The sequence below is a fragment of the Corynebacterium sp. UMB0012 genome (assembly GCF_030216265.1).
Classification (GTDB): Bacteria; Actinomycetota; Actinomycetes; order Mycobacteriales; family Mycobacteriaceae; genus Corynebacterium.
Genome location: NZ_JASOKQ010000001.1, coordinates 192,889 through 210,629, shown reverse-complemented (window position 1 = coordinate 210,629; position 17,741 = coordinate 192,889). Strand labels below are relative to the sequence as shown.

Sequence of the window (17,741 nt, the reverse complement as noted above, 5' to 3'; positions counted from 1 at the left end):
GTCCGCGTGTCAAGGAAGTGTAGTTCAGTCGGGGTTGCCCTGCTTGATTTTTGCCTTAAATTCTTTCACTCGACCGAATTCCGGCCCCAGGGCCACTAAGGCGCCATCCTCTAGGCCGGCAACAGCGGCCATACTGTGTTTATCCTGCAGCGGATCGGCAGTCGGCATCACCAAAACCCTTCCACCGTAGGCCGCCGCCGTAATGACGTTTGCGATGGGGCTATCTTTAGTTGCAACGATATTCGGCGCCATTTGGCCGTCCCTGCGGGACTGCGCTGGTATGGGGTTCTTCTTTTTCTCATCAGTGCGCGCCTCGCCTTCATACGGCACCCACGCAGGGCGCAGCTCCACTTGGGGAGTCTTATCCAAACGCGCGATATCCTTCACCATCTGTTCTGGGGAAGCAACCACCTTGGAGCCGTACTGGAATGCCGTGAACTCCCCCAATGCTTTATGCGTTCCCGGATCCTTGATCACGTTGAAGTCCCCAGATGTTTCCGTCCACGGCACGTCTCCAATTACCACCAAGCGACTTACCCCTAAGTCCGTGAGCAGCTTATGGATTTCCAAACGCCTAGCATCGTCATACTGCACCGCCGGCAAATGCTGGTTTACCGCCAAGGTCGCTGCTCGAAGGGTTGATTTATCATCCCCTGCGAAAAGGACCAGGGAATCCGAGTCTTCAAAAAATAGGCGGCTGGCTTCAATCCCAATGGTGTCATCGACAATGACAAACCTTTGATCAAATTTCGGATCAATGAGCCGATTTTGGTTTTCCGCCTTGGCCTTGTTGAGGTCAATTTCAGACTCGTCCAAATCGGACAAACCACGTTTGACCAGCTTGGATTCTGTGACCGGAGTGCCACAGGCTGATAGCGCTAGTGCAGCAACCAGCACTGTGGCTGCCAAGCGCACTGATTTAGCGATCAAAAGCTTGCGGACCTTCCTCTCCACCACAAAGGTTTGTTTCATCCACATCACGAATAACGGGTTTACCTAAAGCATATTCCACGATGCCCAAGAACCTATGGCGGCGATCCGCAAGGAATTCACGCGGCTGTGATGCGCGCAGATAATCCAGATTCATTTCGTGAGATGCTAGCACCTCATCAAATTGCGCATCTTCCATGATGGACTTGGACTGAACGCGGGGTAGGTAGCGGTTAGGAGCGAAACCGTCGAGCACCACCTCGGTACGCTTGCCCATCGGGGTGTAGTTCATGACTGACTCTGCCAAAACGGGATCAACTCCGTGGCGCTTGCACCAGTTCAGAGGAAACACGGGGAAGAATCCTGGCTTCAGCTCTTCAAACGTATGGCGATTGAAGGCCTTTCCGGTGCGCCAGTCCTTCGCGCCGCGCGCCATGAGAAGGGCGTAAAGGCCATGCCAGACACCGTCTTTGTCATCTACGGAAAGCAGACGAGATTCACGGAAGGTGGCATCGGTGACAGTTTTCGGAGCCTCATCCGTAGCACCGGCTACCCATTCGGTGACCTCATCGACGTCGCGAGCAGCGCGCAGCTGCACCGCAGAAGAACCGTAGAGCTCGCCAAAGACACCACACCAGAACCACTGGTTGATGCGGTCCCACGACTGCTGGGTAGACAGCGCTCCCCCGCGCTTAGCCAATCGGGCGATGATGACTGCCAGGGGAACGATCTGCTCATTAAACGGAACTTGGTCCAAGCTAAGGATGCAACGCTGCGCGAGGAACTCGGAGACTTCGCGGAAAGTAATGCGCAGATCGTTGGCCGCCGACTTGTACTCCGCCAAAGACAACTTCAAAATATCCTCGCGCTGGCCACCGGCACAGCCCTTTTCGCCGGAGACCAGAAGCGATACTGCGGAAAGAAACTCGGTGCGCCCAATTCCGTCCAAGGCTGGGGACTTACGCAGGTCCTTTTCCACTTCTTGCCAATCAGTGGCCAAGTGGAAGCTGGGGTCCTCAGAGGCGAAAACGGCAGTAAGAAGATCGAATACATCCATCTGCAGGCCGGCCGAGTTCGCTTGGGCAAAAATCGAGCCGATGCCGGCTCGCTCCGTCTCGCGGGAAAGTCGAATCATTGGCAGGTCATAGCCAGACAAAGGTCGAATGATGCGATTATTAAAAGCCGCCAGTTCTGCGCTGTATTCCTGCTTGGTTGCTGCAAGTTCAAAGAGCATGCTTACGCCATCTTCGCTCAACAAAGAAGCCACGGGAATGCACATATTCTCTAGTGCATCTTCGCGCGATAGGATGTCGCCCTCAATTGCCGGTGCGAAGTGCGAACGAATCTTACCGTCTTGATTGACCGCGAAGATGGCGTCATCCGGCATGAGATCACCGCGCACGGCCGCACGAATATCGATAAAAAAGCGGCGGTGAATCTTCTTCTTGCGGAAGTCAGTGGTGTCTACGAAGCCTTCGCCGTTGAAGCAGTGATACAGGGTGGTCAGGCGTTGTTGCCCGTCCAACAGGAGCAAGCCGGGGTCGACGCCAGTGTCGGGTGCGCCGGCAAGGGCACGGGGACGGAAGCGCATCTTTTCGTTTCGAGTATCGAGAGCCATGAGCGCACCGATGGGATAGCCGCGCAACACGGAAACAATGAGGGAACGAATACGATCTTCATCCCAGGCATAACTGCGCTGGAAGTCAGGTAATTGGATATCCCCGCGATCAATTCGTGCAAAAAGGTCTTTGAGATCATAGCTTGGCGTCGTAAAACCCATGGCCCTCATCCTACTCCCCGCACTGGAGTTTTACCTGACACAAATAAGGCAAAACCCACGGTAAACATGCCTGTTCACCGTGGGTGTGCGCTACAGACGCCGCCTTTTATTCCTAGGCAGTAGCATCCAGCGGGTTCTTGACCCAGCTCATCAAATCGCGCAGCTTGGTGCCGGTCTTTTCAATTTCGTGCTGCGCAAATTCCTCACGCAGATTCTCCAGCTCCTTGTTGCCGCCTTCAATATTGGCAAGCAGGCGCTTGGTGAAGGTGCCATCCTGGATATCGGACAAGATATCCTTCATGCGCTGCTTTGCATCGGCATCGATTACGCGAGGGCCAGAAATGTAGCCGCCAAACTCGGCGGTATCAGATACCGAGTAGTTCATGTTGGCGATGCCGCCCTCAAACATCAGGTCCACGATGAGCTTCATCTCGTGCAGCACCTCAAAGTAGGCCATTTCTGGCTCGTAGCCAGCCTCAGTCAGGACCTCGAAGCCGGTGCGAATCAGGAACTCTACGCCACCACACAGGACAGCCTGCTCACCAAAGAGGTCAGTAACCGTCTCTGCTTCGAAGGTCGTCGGGATAACGCCGGCACGCGCACCACCGATGGCTGCGGCATAAGACAGAGTCAGATCGTGGCCTTCGCCCTTAGGATCCTGTTCGGTCGCAATCAGACACGGAACACCCTTGCCATCAACGAACTGACGGCGAACCAGATGGCCAGGCCCCTTTGGTGCAACCATGCCAACGGTGACATTGGCTTGCGGTTCAATCAGCTTAAAGTGGATATTCAAGCCGTGCCCAAACAGCAGCGCATTGCCGTCTTCCAAGTTGGGGGCAATTTCATCTTCAAAGATCTGCTTCTGAGAGGTATCTGGTGCCAACAGCATGATTACATCCGCCCACTTGGCAGCCTCTGCAACGGTCTTGACCGCAAAGCCTGCCTCCTCAGCCTTTTCGGCCGACTTGGAGCCTTCACGCAAGCCGATTACAACCTCGACGCCGGAATCGCGCAGGTTCTGCGAGTGCGCGTGCCCCTGGGAGCCGTAGCCAATAACGGCTACCTTGCGACCCTGAATGATAGACAGATCTGCATCATCGTCGTAGAAAGTTTCAATAGCCATGTCGTAGTCCTCAATTCTGTAGTGATTGTAAGTTCAATGAATCAACGTCCCACCTAACACTGTACCACCCTATGAGACGCTATGCCCATATGATGGGATTTAATTTCGTGGAGGAGCCATCGCCTTGGGACCACGCCCCAAGGCCACGTCACCAGACTGCACCAGCTCGAGCACACCGAATGGCTCCAGGACATCGAGAAGCGCCGCTAGCTTTCCAGGGGTGCCAGTAGCCTCCACCACCACTGATTCTTGTGCCACGTCTACCACGCGGGCACGGAAGATATTGACGGCATCGACCACCTGCGGCCGGTTGGCATTATTTGCAGCCACCTTAACCAGCATCAGGGCTCGCGCCACGGTCGAATCCGCTTCGAGCTCCACCACCTTGATGACCGGCACGATCTTGTTGAGCTGCTTGGTCACTTGCTCCATAATCCTTTCGGAAGCATCGACCACGATGGTCAGCCGGTTAATCCCCGGATTTTCCGTTTGGGCAGAAACCAGCGAAATGATGCTGTACCCACGCCGGGAAAACATGCCGGTCACGCGCGACAAAATTCCCTCTACGTCTTCTACCAGGACCGACAGGGTATGCCGGGAAACGTCACTGGGGGCCACGCCTATACCTCCTGGATAGTCTCGTCGATATCGGCAGGAGTTTCTGCTGCCGATTCATTTTCATCAAACAGCGGGCGCAAGCCGCGGGCATATTGAATTTCTTCGTTAGACGCCCCACCGCCGATCATGGGCCAGACTTGAGCATCCTCACCAACGATGAAGTCAATGACCACGGGGCGGTCATTGATTGCGCGGGCCCGTTCAATGGCCGGCACCACTTCTTCCTCACAAGTGACGCGGATGGCCTCGCATCCTAGCGCCTCTGCCAAGCGGACAAAGTCCGGGGTATAGACATCTCGTTCTCGCAGCTTGGTATTGGAATAGTTCTCGTTAAAGAACAGTGTCTGCCACTGACGGACCATGCCGAGGTTGCCGTTATTAATGACAGCAACCTTAAACGGAAAGCCCTCCAATGCCGCAGTGGTGAGCTCCTGGTTGGTCATCTGGAAGCAACCGTCACCGTCAATCGCCCACACCTCCTTATCCGGGCATGCTGCCTTGGCACCGAGGGCCGCCGGGACGGCATAGCCCATAGTTCCGGCACCACCGGAGTTGATCCAGGAGCGTGGGTGTTCAAAGTTAATGAACTGTGCCGACCACATCTGGTGCTGACCCACACCGGCACAGTAGATAGCCTCAGGACCGACGGTTTCACTCAGCTTTTCCACCACAAATTGGGGATTGAGCTGCCCATCCGGAGTGGGACCATAGCCACGAGGGAACCGTTCCTTAAGCCCATCGAGGTAGTCCCGCCATGGGCCTACTTCCGGAGAATTCACCGCAGAGTTCTTGCGGTACTCCTTTAAGAGGCCTGCCAATACCTTGCGCGCATCACCCACGATTGGCACGGCAACGTCGCGGATTTTCCCAATCTCAGCCGGGTCAATATCAGCATGAATTACCTGAGCCTCAGGGGCAAAGGTGGAGGTATCACCGGTTACTCGATCATCAAATCGCGCACCGATAGTAATCAGCAGGTCAGCTCGCTGCATGGCCGCAACCGCAGGGACGGTGCCATGCATGCCCGGCATGCCCATATGCAGCGGATGAGATTCCGGAAAGGCCCCCAAAGCCATGAGCGTAGTCACGACGGGGATTCCGGTACATTCCGCAAACTCACGCAGTTCCTTTGCCGCCTCCGCCTTGATGACACCACCGCCGGCATAGATGACTGGCTTTTCTGCCTGCGCAATGAGCTCAACCGCTTGCGCGATCTGGCGATGGTGGGGCTTGGTCGTCGGTTTATATCCAGGCAGATCAAACGTAGACGGGAAGGAATATTCCAATTCACCGTTTTGCACGTCCTTTGGGATATCCACCAAGACCGGCCCCGGACGGCCCGTAGAAGCCAGATGGAATGCGGCTGCAATGGCAGCTGGAATCTGGCTCGGCTCCGTCACGATGTAGTTGTGCTTGGTAATCGGCATCGTCACGCCGCGGATATCGGCCTCTTGGAAGGCATCGGTTCCCAAGAGGTTGCTGCCCACCTGGCCGGTGATGGCAACGATTGGAACGGAGTCCAGGTTGGCGTCGGCTAGCGCTGTCACTAAGTTGGTCGCACCCGGCCCGGAGGTGGCAATGCATACGCCCACCTTGCCGGAAGCTTGGGCGTAGCCTTCGGCGGCGTGACCGGCACCCTGTTCATGGCGGGTGAGCACATGGCGCAGCTTGGTCGAGGTGTGCAAAGCATCGTAGAGAGGAAGCACAGCACCGCCTGGAATGCCGAAGACGAGATCGGTTCCCAAGTCTTCGAGAGTGCGGACAATGGCGTGGGCACCACTCATCCGCTCCGGAGCGTGGGCGCGTGAGGCTGCAGCCACCGAAGCGGGCGTGGGCGAAGTTGTCGTAACCACGGTTAATGTGCTCCTTGGAATGGTCTATTACGGGTCCTGATCATCATTGGCACCGGCTCCAGATATGAACAAAGCCCCCGCGGGCTTGTCTGTCTGCGGGGGCGAAATGCGTCGACGTCATCGGTCGTCGCGGTCACCACCGCGTTGGTACTACCTGAAGTCGAATAATGATCATGGGCATGACTATACACTGATAGGTATTGCGCACGTGCCGATTACCCCCTTTTGGGATCACATTCCCATGTGATGGGACACGCCTGAAAAATAGGTTCGCCCTTGCCCGCCTAAGTGAATTAGGCTTGCACACTATGACTCCACCACCTAAGGACAACAAACCTCGTCACTCCACCACCCAGGCAGAGGTTTTCAAGCCATCCCGCGACCACATCTTGGGCATCCTCATCCTGTCCGCCATTGCTCTGCTCAGCATCGGATGGGCCCCCAAATACCTCGCATGGCTGTTCATTATCCCCATCCTCGGATTGTGGTGGGTCATAAAGTCCCGCACCAAAGTCTCCGAAGCTGGAATCGCTATCTCGTACGCATTCCGGAAAAATATCCAGATCGCATGGGACGATTTTGCCGGAATCGGCTTCCAACGCGCCCGCGCCTTCGCCCGCACCAAGGCCGGCGCGGAGCACAGCCTGCCCGGCGTTACCTTTAACTCGCTCCCGCGACTTTCGGAGGCTTCCCGCGGCCGCATCCCTGATGCCCTTACCCAGGGCCGTGAAGCGGCAGATGACAAGGTGGTCATTGTCCACCGTGACGGTCAACAAGTCCTCCTCAGCAAAGAAGAGTATGCGGACTACCTCGAGCGCCACCCCGAGCTCAAGCCTTCGGCCGAAAACTAAATACGCCGCCTAGACTCTCCCCCACATCCCTTGAAGGAATGGTGACTGAAAACCATGTTCCCGCTGCGCTCAAAAGTAACTACCGTCGGCCGCCAAGCCTCTGGTGCCCGCGCCCTTTGGCGGGCCACCGGCACCAAGGAAAATGACTTTGGCAAACCGATTGTCGCCATCGCCAACTCCTACACCCAATTCGTCCCCGGCCACGTACACCTTAAAAACGTTGGCGATATCGTCGCCGACGCCGTGCGCGAGGCCGGAGGCGTACCCAAGGAATTCAATACCATTGCGGTCGATGATGGCATCGCCATGGGCCACAGCGGCATGCTCTACTCGCTGCCTTCACGCGAAATCATCTCCGATTCCATCGAGTACATGGCCAATGCCCACACTGCCGACGCCCTGGTGTGCATCTCCAACTGCGATAAGATCACCCCGGGCATGCTCAATGCGGCGCTGCGCCTGAACATTCCCACCATCTTCGTCTCGGGTGGACCGATGGAGGCCGGCAAAGCCGTCGTGGTTGATGGCGTAGCCCACGCCCCCACCGACCTCATCACCGCCATCACCGCCTCTGCCAATGACGCGGTATCCGATGAAGGCTTGACCCAAGTAGAGGAATCCGCCTGCCCCACCTGCGGCTCCTGTTCCGGCATGTTTACCGCCAATTCCATGAACTGCCTGACCGAGGCACTCGGCTTGGCGCTGCCCGGCAACGGCACCACCCTGGCCACCCACACGGCCCGCCGCAGCCTTTTTGAAAAGGCCGGCTCTACCATCGTTGATATGTGCCGCCGCTATTACGGCGAAGAGGACGAATCCGTTCTCCCCCGCAATATCGCTACCAAGGAAGCCTTCACCAATGCCATGGCGCTTGACATGGCCATGGGCGGATCCACCAACACCATCCTGCACACCCTCGCAGCCGCACAGGAGGGCGAGGTGGATTTCACCCTCGATGACATTAATGACATCTCCTACCGCGTGCCCTGCCTGTCCAAGGTCGCACCCAATGGCACCTACCACATTGAGGATGTCCACCGCGCCGGTGGCATCCCCGCCATCTTGGGAGAGCTTCGCCGCGCCGGGCACCTGAACTTGAAGGTGCATACGGCGCTATATGACAACGCCGAGCAGTGGCTCGATGACTGGGATATCCGCAACCCGCACGCCACCGATGAGGCTCGCGAACTGTACTACGCCGCGCCGGGCGGTGTGCGCACCACCGAACCATTTTCCCAATCCAACCGCTGGGACGAGCTCGATACTGACGCCGCTAATGGCTGCATCCACGACGCCGATCATGCCTTTTCTTCCGACGGCGGCCTAGTTGTCCTGCGCGGAAACCTGGCTCCAGACGGGGCCATCGTGAAGGCAGCGGGCGTTGAAGAAGAGCTGTGGACCTTCTCTGGACCCGCCCGTGTGGTCGAATCCCAGGAGGAAGCCGTATCGATAATCCTGAATAAGGAAGTCCAACCCGGCGACGTAGTGGTCATTCGCTATGAGGGCCCGTCCGGCGGCCCGGGCATGCAGGAAATGCTCCACCCAACCTCCTTCCTGAAAGGCGCCGGATTGGGCAAGGCATGCGCCTTGATTACCGACGGCCGCTTTTCCGGCGGCACCTCCGGCCTTTCCATCGGCCACATCTCCCCCGAGGCGGCCCACCAGGGCCTTATCGGGCTCATCGAAAATGGCGACACCATCACCATCGACATCCACGAGCGCCAACTCACCCTGGATGTGGACGAGGACGTGCTGAAGCGCCGCCGCGCCGCCCAGGAACAGCGCGAGCAACCGTGGACTCCAGTGAACCGCAACCGCCCCATCACCAAGGCACTGCGTGCGTATGCAGCCATGGCCACCTCTGCCGATCGCGGCGCGGTGCGCGTGGTCGATGGCCATGTGAATTAGCCAGGATTAACTGCTAAATCCCTGTGAGCCTCGGTGGGGTGCACGCCCGTTTACCTGCAGATCGCATAAAGTGTACTGCGATGAAACTCGCGCGCACCCCATTTTTCCGTTATGCCTTAGCTCTGCTGGGCCTCATTTTTGGTGCCAGGAAGGTTGTTCAAGACACCCACATCACGGACTTTCCCATTGACATGGTGGTCTACCGCGAGGGTGTCAAGGCCTTCCTTGAGCACCGCTCCGTCTATAGCGAACCCATGTTAGCCGGGGACATTGAACTTCCCTTCATTTATCCACCCTTTGGCGCGCTCGTCATGGTTCCGCTCACGGCCTTTGACGGCATTGACCACGATATGGCGGGCGACATCATGGTCGTCCTGTCCGATCTGCTCCTGCTCGTCTGCCTCTACTTTGTCTTCAAGGCGGTGCTGAAGAAGCCGGAGTTCCTCTTACCCATTACCGCCATTGCCTGGGCCATTGCCTTGCGCTTTGAGCCGGTTGACCTCAACAATGGTTTTGCGCAGATCAATATCGTGGTGATGACGCTGGTTATCCTCGACCTGGTTCCACGCAAGCGCTTCTTGCCCCAAGGTATCTTGATTGGCCTAGCCGCCGCTATCAAAATTACCCCGCTGGCAATGCTGCTCTACTTCCTCATGCGCAAGGAGTGGAAGCAGATTGCCACGGCTTTCCTCTCCGCGGTCGCTGCCACTCTCCTTGCCGCAGCCTTCCGCTGGGACGCATTCGTGGAGTTCTTCAGCTCTAAATTGCTCGATATGGGCTCTGGCGGCGACTTCGGCGTCGCAACCGAGTACCAGTCCAATAGTTCCCTCAAGGGAGCCATTCAGCGCATGTATTCCTCTACGGAAGCCATGGACGCCAATGGACTGACCATCAACCTTGCGTGGCTCGCAGCTTCCCTTGTGGTTATTGCCTTTGCTGCGTGGCTTATCAAGCGACTGTGCGAGGAGCATCTGCTTGTCGACGCCCAATTGGTCACCGCCCTCACCCTCCTCCTCATCTCCCCTGTTTCCTGGTCGCACCACTGGGTATGGCTCACGCTCATCATCCCGGTCTTTGTCTACCGCGCCTGGACCTGGCTGCCGTCAGGTTGGGCTGCGGGCAGCCTCCTGACCGTCCTTATCGCCTGGGCAGCCATGCTGCTGACCGTCCCTCCTAAGTGGTGGTGGGGCGATCAAGTCGATGTCCACGCCATGGAGCGCTACCAGAAGTTCTGGGTGGATGACTTCGTATGGCTAACCATACTGACCGTCGCACTGTACGCAGCCGCGTTCTATGCCTCCCGGCGCATTACTCGGAACACGAGTACCGCTACTCCTGCCCCGCTAGCGTCTTAAGCGCTGCAAGGTGCGAATCGAATGCGGCCTTACCTTTAGCCGTGAGCATCACCCATACCGTGTCCTTGCCACGCGAGGAACCATACTCACGAAAGCGACTGATATACCCCTCTTTTTCCAGTGCGCTTAGCTGCTTCGACAGCGTGGCATCAGACTGATTCACCTTGTCCCGAATCGCCGCAAAGCGCATCTCCTTGTTGATGGCGCCTTCCACTGCCCCAGCCGCGTTGAGCACCGCACAAATTTTAAACCGATTAAGCGGATGGATTACTGGGTCGAGTTCACTCATCGCCGCTCGCCTTTTTGCTACTTGCATTGTTACGGGTGGACAGATCCATTGCCCCTGACTGCAACGCCCAAAATGCCGCGATTCCCCAGAAAGTGAAAACCACCACTGCCGCAATCAAATGTCCTTCAAGAAATGTAATTAAAAAAATGGGGCAGAATAGGACAAAGAAACCTACGTAATACTTTTTGTCCGCCTGCGGCTGTTCCAACGGATCCTGACGGTAGCTTGGGCGCACATCCCTTCGGCTAGCAACCATCCACCCCACTGCTCCAACAATGATCACGATGGCAGCAATAAGAATCCAAATCGAAGCCCCCGCTCCCCACTGACTCAAGGCCACATAACCGCCCGCCCCACAAACAGAGAAGCAAGCATTGAGAAACGTCTTCGACTGATTTGTCGATCCGTTCTCCACTTCCTCATTGAAGGACAGTGCCTCGTGCACACTTTCGTCCATGTTCCTCGTTCCTCTCACCTTCGACGTTTCGTTGTTTTCCACTTTAGAAAGTATCATACTTTCCACCCCAGAAAGCAAGAGTAAAAGAAAATCCGCCGCTATTGCGACGGACAACCTATTAGCGCCTAATTCAGCGGATTAACCCCTGCGCCGAAGAACCAGAGGGCGGCGAGGATGGCGATGCCGATGAGAACAAAGGCCCAGGAAGTACCCAGTGGGCGGCGCGCCCAAGAGCGCTTGAAGTCAAGGGAGATAAAGCCTGGACCGGTAAACTGCAGGCCTACTGCGATGACAAAGAGAACCAAGGAAAGCCATACGGATTCCGGCCAGCTAAAAACGTCCAGGCCGGCATCGGTCTGGGCTAGCTCGTGGACGGCGGTAAAGCCAGTCACTACCAGGCCAATCATGGCCGCTAGCGGCGTAATGAGGCCGAGCAGCAAGAACACACCAGCGATAAGCTGCATGGTCGGCACCGCGATAGACAGTGCGGTATCCCAGGCATAGTTGGCAAATTCGCCTTCCAGGCCGGACAAGCCTTCGCTATCGCCAAGCGTAAAGAAGGTCTTTGCTCCCGCAACGATCAGGTAAGCGCTCAGCGCCAAGCGGATGAATAGAAGGCCGAAGTCGATGGTGCCGCGGCGACCATAGCGCTGATAGCCTTCCTTTTCTTCTTGTTCCGCATGTAGGCGTGCCTCGCGCTCCTCTGCGGTTTCGGTGCTGAGGGTGCTGTCCACGGGGCCGTCGGCAGTAGCAAGTTCCGTCTCCTCCTCTACGCTAGCCGGCGTGGTGGACTCCGGTTGTGCGAAGGCTACGGTCTCCTCGCCGGCGTTGCTGTCCTGACGTGCGGCTTCATTTGCGCTGGAATAGGACAGTACCTCGGTTTCAGGGTGGTTCTGCTGCGCCTGGGAAGGCTTGATCTCCTGTGGCTCAGCGCGGCCGGCGCGCTCGAAAAGCCCGGGCTTCGACTTTTTCTGGCCGGAGACAGAATCCTTGCTAGCGGGCTTCGCGTTGTATGTAGGCACGTCCATATCCTCATCAAACGGGGTGGCTTTATCCGGTTGCTGCTTATCGCTCATAGCTCCAACTTAGGGCACGTGCCTGCACTTTTGTGGTACCCACCACGGCGCGCCGCACGAGCTTGCGCGCTATGTGGCCACCAAGTCGCTCGCAGCTTCGAGAACCGAACGCGTAAGTTCGCTCAAAACCTCCGATTCCAAGCGCCACCGCTGCCAGTAGAGGTCGATATCGAGCGGGGAGTCGTCGAGAAGCACCAGCTCTTTTGCCGCTAATAGGGGCAGTGCTTGGGCTTGGGGCAGCAAACCCCACCCCAGGCCAACGCGAACGGCCTCGAGGTAGCCCTCGGACGAAGGGATCTGTGACACCCGGGCACGCACCACGGACGAATCAATGAAGCGCTCCCGCATCGCATCGTCCAAAACCTGGTCGTTAGGCCCATATCCCACCAGCGGCATGGTTTCCCAGGTCAAGCGGCCACTATGAAAGCTTTCTGCAATATGCGGCGCCGCGACTGGGAAGTAACGCATCGTACCCAAAAAGCTAGACTCACACCCTGAGACCGGTGTGGCCTCCCTCGTCACTGCGCCAAGCACATCTCCACGCCGCAGCATGGCTAAGGTACGGGCCTCATCCTCAATCCGGATGCGCAGGGCGACATCACCCCGCCGCGCGGTATCGCTAAGGACCCTGCGGAACCATGTCGCAAGGGAGTCCGAGTTCACTGCAACAGAGAGCGGGACCCGGGCCAGGCGGTGGCCTAGGCGGGCATCCGTCTCTGCCTGTACCAACGCCATGCGGCGTGCGGATTGAACCAGGATCTCCCCCGCTTCTGTTGCGGTTACCGGGGTAGCACGGCGAAGGAGCACTCGACCGGTGCTCGATTCTAGGGCCTTAATTCGTTGGCTTACCGCAGACGGAGATATACCGAGTACGGCAGCGGCAACATCGAAGCTGCCTTCGTCCACGATGGCAAGCAAAGTTTCTAAGTGCACCGGGTTCATGAAGCTATTCTAAACCAACTGTAGATTCATTAACTGGACTAATTCAGGCCAGGAATTCACACTGGAAGGCATGTCCATCGTGCTTGCTGGTTTCTTCCTGGGATTATCACTCATCGTGGCCGTCGGCCCGCAAAATGCCATGCTGCTCAAGTACGGCATTCGCCGCGACCACATTGGCCTCATCATTGTCGTCTGCGCGCTTTCCGACGTCATCCTGATCACCTCCGGCACGGCCGGCGTGGGCTACTTGGTAGAAAAATTCCCCAACGCCCTGCAGGTTCTTAAATATGTTGGCGCCGCTTACCTTGCGTACTTCACCTTCACCTGCTTCCGCGATGCATTCAAAACCAAAGGCGAGGCCATCGAGGTGGAATCCACGCAGCCAAAGGTCCCGCAGGAAGTCGCCTCCTTCGATGGCTCTCAGGCACGTAGCACGACCAAGACCGCAACTCGCGTCGAGATCAAGCGCTCCCCCTCCTGGGTTAAGCCGCTGTTGACCGCCCTGGCCTTAACGTGGCTTAACCCAGGCGCTTACGTGGACGTAGTGGTCATGCTCGGCAGCATTGCTAATCAATATGGCGAATCGGGGCGCTGGCTTTTCGCTGTGGGTGCAATCTGCGCCAGCTTCACTTGGTTCCCCTTCATCGGCTTTGGCGCGGCGCGCTTCTCCCACGTGCTGTCTCGGCCTACAGTGTGGCGCTGGATCAACTTCGGCATCGGCGTCATCATGATTGGCCTGACGCTCAAGTTGCTCCTGCTCTAGGGAACGAGCGCCACCGCACCTAGTCGCCGCGAACGCGCGAGGCGGTGGCGCCTGCCCAGCGGTTGATGCCGGCGTCATGGGCGACGTCGTCAATCGCAGCCAGCTCCTCCGCGCTAAAGTCAAGGTGATCCAGCGCGCCCAGGTTGTGCTCGAGCTGCTCCACGGAAGAAGCACCCAACAGCGCCGAGGTAAGCGTGCGATCCCCCTGGTCACGCAGCACCCACGAGATGGCCATCTGGGCCAGCGACTGCCCGCGCTTGCCTGCAATATCGTTGAGCGAGCGGATCATGGAGAGGTTTTCTTCATTGAGCCAGTCCTTTTCCAGGGTCTTATTCTTCGCCGCGCGCGAATCTGCGGGGATGCCGTCGATATACCGGTCCGTCAGCATGCCCTGCGCCAACGGGCCGAAGCCGATGACGCCTAGGCCGCTGCGCGCTGTGACATCAAGCAGCGACTCACCGTCTTCGCCCGGGCACTCAATCCAGCGGTTCAAAATGGAATAGCTGGGCTGATGAATCAGCAGCGGGCAGCCTTCATCTTCCATAAACTCCACGGCCTCTGCGGTGAGCTCCGGACCATAAGAGGAAATGCCCACATACAGGGCCTTGCCGGAGGCTACGATATCGCGCAGTGCATACAGGGTCTCCTCCAGCGGGGTATCCGGGTCCGGGCGGTGGTGGTAGAAAATGTCCACGTAATCCAAACCCATGCGCTTCAGAGAAGCGTCCAAGGAGCTCACCAGGTACTTGCGAGAGCCGCCGAAACCGTAGGGCGAATCATTCATTACCCAGCCGGCCTTGGAGGAAATGATCATTTCATCGCGGAAGGGGCGGAAATCGCGGGCGAAGATGCGGCCGAAGTTATCCTCCGCGGCGCCTGGTTCAGGGCCATAGTTATTGGCCAAATCGAAATGAGTAATCCCCCGGTCATACGCCGCGCGCAGGATTTCGCGTTGCGTGGCCAGGGGACGGTCGTCGCCGAAGTTCTGCCATAGGCCAAGGGAAATGGCCGGCAGCTTCAGCCCAGAGTTGCCTACTCGGCGGTACTCCATCGAATCATAACGGTCAGATGGGGGTGCATAGATACTCATGGCACCCATTGTCCGCTTAATTCTTGGAATTGTCAGCCTTTGGCAGCTCCTCATCTTCTTCAGGGTCGCCGGATGCGCCGGTTTCTTCGACCCACTTTTCAATTTCTTCCGGGGTGCGGTCAGTTTCTACCGCATCACGCTCGGTGTAGTAGGAGTAATCGTGGCGCTTTTCTTCGTACTTTTCCTTGTCAAAGTCCACGTCGTCGTCACCATCGAGCTCCTCGGTGACTTCCTCGACCAGCTCATCGTAGAGGGCCTCATTGTCCATATTGGAGTCCTCGATGTGCTGGCCAATTTCATCGTCGTAGCGGTCGGCGTCGTAATCCTTGTCTGGGTGCAGCTTCAGGTGCATGAGGGCACGTACACGCTCACGGCGCACAGCCTCATCCTGGATCTGCGACTGGCTGCGGAACCAAGCAAAGACCAAAATGGCCACCATCAAGATGCCCATGTAGCCAATAATTGGGTAAATGTAGTTCATCAGGGTCTTGAAGCCGGCGAAGGACACGGCGAAACCAGCCAAGCAGCCAATAACGAAGATAACCGGGAAACGCTTCTCATGACCGGCAGACAGGCGCTTGCCCAAAGCGTAGAACATGCCGATAGCAGTATTGAAGATCATCAAGTAGATGATGACCGCCATGATGGAGCCGAGCGTCGGGTTAACGCTATCTACCAGAGACAGCATCGGAATATCGGAGCCTTGTGCCTTGTCCGAGTTCATCAGCAAGGAGAATCCGGCAAGGCCCATCATGATGGAGTAGATGACGCCGCCTACAACGCCGCCCCAACCGGCCTCGCGTGGGCTGATATTGTCGCCGCCGATAACCAGGGACATGGACACGGCGAGCATCAGGGCAAGGCCGTTGTAGTTGAGCGCGGAAATGAGCCAGTTACCAATCGGGGTGTCGATCTGGCTGGAGGCGTCCATAGCGGCACCGATGTCATCCGGCATATTGAGGCCGGTGTAGATGGTTACGCCAATGACCGCAATGATAATGGTCGGTGTTACAGCACCGATGACCTTGGATACCTTATCCACGTCGAGCATGCCCACGATAAGCACCATTACCAACATGAGCGTGGAGCCGATCCAAGTCTTCCAGCCAAACTGCTGCTCCATATTGGAACCCGCGCCGGCCAACATCACAAAGCCAATAGCGAAGAGGGTGATGATGACCGCGACGTCCAGCAACTTGGAGACGATCGGGTGAGTGACATTGCGGAATACGGTGTTGTGTTCAGAAGCGTGGAAGTAGCTGCCCAGCTGCAAGAACACGGTACCGGCAAGGGTCATGACGAGTGCGGCGATAATGATGCCGGGAATACCCCAGGAACCGAAGGCGGTGAAGTACTGCACCACCTCTTGGCCTGTGGCAAAGCCGGCGCCGACCAGCAAGCCCACGAAGGACATAGCGATGGCGATAATGTTTTTAGAAGACACAGTTGCCTAACTTTTGTAGCGAATATCTCTCGCATACTAGTGTGCGCGGCCCCTTGTCCCCCACTCCCCCAGCACGTGGGCAACACAACACCGATATGCGTTCCTTAAGGAATGGTACGTAAGTGACCCGTTAAACACCTACTGGCACATACCGATGTTGTGATAAATCACATTTGGGGATGCATCGAAATCAACCTAACGCTTTAGTCGTCGAAGGTCGCGGTATCAATCACGAAGCGGAACTTTACATCGCCTTCCACCACGCGCTCATAGGCGTCATCAACATCGTTAACGCCGATCTTTTCAATAACGGCGCCGATACCGTGCTCGGCACAGAAGTCCAGCATCTCCTGGGTCTCTGCAATGCCGCCGATGTTATTGCCGGTTAGCACCTTGCCGCCGCCGACGAGGCTGCTCATATGGATTCCCAGCTCCTCCGGCGGAAGTCCGACTACGGACATAATGCCGCGCGGCTTCAGCAGCTGCAGATAGTCATTGAGGGAGTACTGGGCAGAAATGGTGGACAAGATGACGTCGAATTCGCCCCGGTGGTTGGCAAAGAAATCTTCCTCTTCACCGGTGGCCAGAACATGCTTCGCACCCAGCTCATAAGCTTCCTTTTCCTTGCGCAGGGACCGGGAAATCACGGTTACTTCCGCGCCCTTTGCTGCAGCGATCTGCACACCCATGTGGCCCAAGCCGCCTAGGCCTACTACGGCAACCTTGTCGCCTTCCTTGACCTGCCAGCGGGCCAGCGGCGAATAGGTGGTGATTCCGGCGCATAGCAGCGGGGCTGCGACGTCAAAGTCGATGCCCTCCGGGATGGTGCACACAAAGTTTTCGTTGACGACTACCTTCTGGGCATAGCCGCCTTGGGTAATGGTGCCATCTACGTCTTCGGAGTTATAGGTACCCACATTGCCATTCAGGCAGTTCTGCTCCTGGCCGTTGCGGCACTGTTCGCACTCACCACAGGAGTTGACCAGGCAGCCCACGCCAACGCGGTCGCCCACCTTGAACTTGGTGACCTTATCGCCCACAGCTTCCACAACGCCGGAGATCTCATGGCCCACCGTCAGGGGGAAGTGGGCCTGGCCCCATTCGTTGCGGATCGTGTGTATATCGGAGTGGCAGATGCCTGCAGCCTTGATATCAATGACCACGTCGTCTTCTCGCGGATCGCGGCGCTCGATTTCTACGACCTTGAATGGTGCTTCAGGGCTTTCCTTTTGCAATACTTTGCTCTTAATTGTCATGCC

General features: G+C 57.2%; 16 protein-coding genes. 4 read left to right on the top strand and 12 right to left on the bottom strand.

Annotated elements, in window-relative coordinates:
* Positions 1 to 24 precede the first annotated feature (24 nt).
* The 5 genes from QP324_RS01000 to QP324_RS00980 all read right to left on the bottom strand — a co-directional run bounded on the left by QP324_RS01000 (position 25) and on the right by QP324_RS00980 (position 6,307).
* On the bottom strand, positions 25 to 930 hold the full coding sequence (locus QP324_RS01000) for a hypothetical protein (RefSeq protein ID WP_284813984.1): 906 nt from the start codon (positions 928 to 930) through the stop codon (positions 25 to 27).
* The gene (locus QP324_RS00995; protein WP_284813982.1) at positions 920 to 2,710 is read right to left on the bottom strand and encodes a DUF262 domain-containing protein; all 1,791 of its coding nucleotides are present in this window, start codon (positions 2,708 to 2,710) and stop codon (positions 920 to 922) included. Before QP324_RS00995 ends, QP324_RS01000 begins: the two co-directional genes overlap by 11 nt.
* A 112-nt stretch (positions 2,711 to 2,822) precedes the next feature.
* Positions 2,823 to 3,836 carry a ketol-acid reductoisomerase gene (gene ilvC / locus QP324_RS00990; protein WP_284767417.1) on the bottom strand — a complete coding sequence of 338 codons (1,014 nt, stop codon included), beginning with the start codon at positions 3,834 to 3,836 and terminating at the stop codon, positions 2,823 to 2,825.
* Positions 3,837 to 3,935: 99 nt separating this feature from the next.
* Positions 3,936 to 4,454, bottom strand: a complete 519-nt coding sequence (ilvN, locus tag QP324_RS00985) for an acetolactate synthase small subunit (protein ID WP_005327728.1) — start codon at positions 4,452 to 4,454, stop codon at positions 3,936 to 3,938.
* Between the two features lie 2 nt (positions 4,455 to 4,456).
* On the bottom strand, positions 4,457 to 6,307 hold the full coding sequence (locus QP324_RS00980) for an acetolactate synthase large subunit (RefSeq protein ID WP_284813980.1): 1,851 nt from the start codon (positions 6,305 to 6,307) through the stop codon (positions 4,457 to 4,459).
* Between the two features lie 308 nt (positions 6,308 to 6,615).
* Between QP324_RS00980 and QP324_RS00975 the strand changes: the two genes are divergently transcribed.
* The 3 genes from QP324_RS00975 to QP324_RS00965 all read left to right on the top strand — a co-directional run bounded on the left by QP324_RS00975 (position 6,616) and on the right by QP324_RS00965 (position 10,421).
* The gene (locus QP324_RS00975) at positions 6,616 to 7,158 is read left to right on the top strand and encodes a PH domain-containing protein (RefSeq protein WP_284813979.1); all 543 of its coding nucleotides are present in this window, start codon (positions 6,616 to 6,618) and stop codon (positions 7,156 to 7,158) included.
* Positions 7,159 to 7,212: 54 nt separating this feature from the next.
* The gene (gene ilvD / locus QP324_RS00970) at positions 7,213 to 9,066 is read left to right on the top strand and encodes a dihydroxy-acid dehydratase (RefSeq protein ID WP_284813976.1); all 1,854 of its coding nucleotides are present in this window, start codon (positions 7,213 to 7,215) and stop codon (positions 9,064 to 9,066) included.
* A gap of 80 nt (positions 9,067 to 9,146) precedes the next feature.
* Entirely contained in the window at positions 9,147 to 10,421 is a 1,275-nt protein-coding gene (locus QP324_RS00965) for a glycosyltransferase family 87 protein (RefSeq protein ID WP_284813975.1), read from the top strand.
* On the opposite strand, the gene QP324_RS00960 is transcribed toward QP324_RS00965, so the two are convergent.
* The 4 genes from QP324_RS00960 to QP324_RS00945 form a co-directional block, all read right to left on the bottom strand.
* Positions 10,396 to 10,710 (bottom strand): transcriptional regulator, encoded by a 315-nt coding sequence (locus tag QP324_RS00960; protein ID WP_239235847.1) that lies wholly within the window; start codon positions 10,708 to 10,710, stop codon positions 10,396 to 10,398. The two genes, QP324_RS00965 and QP324_RS00960, sit on opposite strands and share 26 nt — an antisense overlap.
* Complete coding sequence (locus QP324_RS00955) at positions 10,703 to 11,209, bottom strand: hypothetical protein (RefSeq protein ID WP_239278001.1); 507 nt, start codon at positions 11,207 to 11,209, stop codon at positions 10,703 to 10,705. The genes QP324_RS00960 and QP324_RS00955 overlap by 8 nt, the downstream gene beginning before the upstream one ends.
* Positions 11,210 to 11,292: 83 nt before the next feature.
* Positions 11,293 to 12,243, bottom strand: a complete 951-nt coding sequence (locus QP324_RS00950) for a DoxX family protein (protein ID WP_284813973.1) — start codon at positions 12,241 to 12,243, stop codon at positions 11,293 to 11,295.
* Between the two features lie 69 nt (positions 12,244 to 12,312).
* Positions 12,313 to 13,185 (bottom strand): LysR family transcriptional regulator ArgP, encoded by an 873-nt coding sequence (locus tag QP324_RS00945; protein ID WP_284813971.1) that lies wholly within the window; start codon positions 13,183 to 13,185, stop codon positions 12,313 to 12,315.
* 70 nt (positions 13,186 to 13,255) lie between these two features.
* On the opposite strand from QP324_RS00945, the gene QP324_RS00940 reads away from it, so the two are divergent.
* The gene (locus tag QP324_RS00940) at positions 13,256 to 13,948 is read left to right on the top strand and encodes a LysE/ArgO family amino acid transporter (RefSeq protein WP_284813969.1); all 693 of its coding nucleotides are present in this window, start codon (positions 13,256 to 13,258) and stop codon (positions 13,946 to 13,948) included.
* 19 nt (positions 13,949 to 13,967) lie between these two features.
* Here QP324_RS00940 and QP324_RS00935 read toward each other — a convergent pair whose 3' ends face one another.
* The 3 genes from QP324_RS00935 to QP324_RS00925 form a co-directional block, all read right to left on the bottom strand.
* Entirely contained in the window at positions 13,968 to 15,038 is a 1,071-nt protein-coding gene (locus QP324_RS00935) for an aldo/keto reductase (protein WP_284813967.1), read from the bottom strand.
* A gap of 16 nt (positions 15,039 to 15,054) precedes the next feature.
* Positions 15,055 to 16,482, bottom strand: coding sequence for a hypothetical protein (locus tag QP324_RS00930; protein ID WP_284813965.1), 1,428 nt, complete (start codon positions 16,480 to 16,482; stop codon positions 15,055 to 15,057).
* A gap of 203 nt (positions 16,483 to 16,685) precedes the next feature.
* Positions 16,686 to 17,738 (bottom strand): NAD(P)-dependent alcohol dehydrogenase, encoded by a 1,053-nt coding sequence (locus QP324_RS00925; protein ID WP_284813964.1) that lies wholly within the window; start codon positions 17,736 to 17,738, stop codon positions 16,686 to 16,688.
* Positions 17,739 to 17,741 lie beyond the last annotated feature (3 nt).

Coding starts and splice junctions, on each gene's coding strand:
- QP324_RS00950 (WP_284813973.1), bottom strand. CDS start 12,243: ATGAGCGATAAGCAGCAACCGGATAAAGCCACCCCGTTTGATGAGGAT.
- ilvD (WP_284813976.1), top strand. CDS start 7,213: ATGTTCCCGCTGCGCTCAAAAGTAACTACCGTCGGCCGCCAAGCCTCT.
- ilvC (WP_284767417.1), bottom strand. CDS start 3,836: ATGGCTATTGAAACTTTCTACGACGATGATGCAGATCTGTCTATCATT.
- QP324_RS00995 (WP_284813982.1), bottom strand. CDS start 2,710: ATGGGTTTTACGACGCCAAGCTATGATCTCAAAGACCTTTTTGCACGA.
- QP324_RS00935 (WP_284813967.1), bottom strand. CDS start 15,038: ATGAGTATCTATGCACCCCCATCTGACCGTTATGATTCGATGGAGTAC.
- QP324_RS00945 (WP_284813971.1), bottom strand. CDS start 13,185: ATGAACCCGGTGCACTTAGAAACTTTGCTTGCCATCGTGGACGAAGGC.
- QP324_RS00925 (WP_284813964.1), bottom strand. CDS start 17,738: ATGACAATTAAGAGCAAAGTATTGCAAAAGGAAAGCCCTGAAGCACCA.
- QP324_RS00940 (WP_284813969.1), top strand. CDS start 13,256: ATGTCCATCGTGCTTGCTGGTTTCTTCCTGGGATTATCACTCATCGTG.
- QP324_RS00960 (WP_239235847.1), bottom strand. CDS start 10,710: ATGAGTGAACTCGACCCAGTAATCCATCCGCTTAATCGGTTTAAAATT.
- QP324_RS00965 (WP_284813975.1), top strand. CDS start 9,147: ATGAAACTCGCGCGCACCCCATTTTTCCGTTATGCCTTAGCTCTGCTG.
- QP324_RS00975 (WP_284813979.1), top strand. CDS start 6,616: ATGACTCCACCACCTAAGGACAACAAACCTCGTCACTCCACCACCCAG.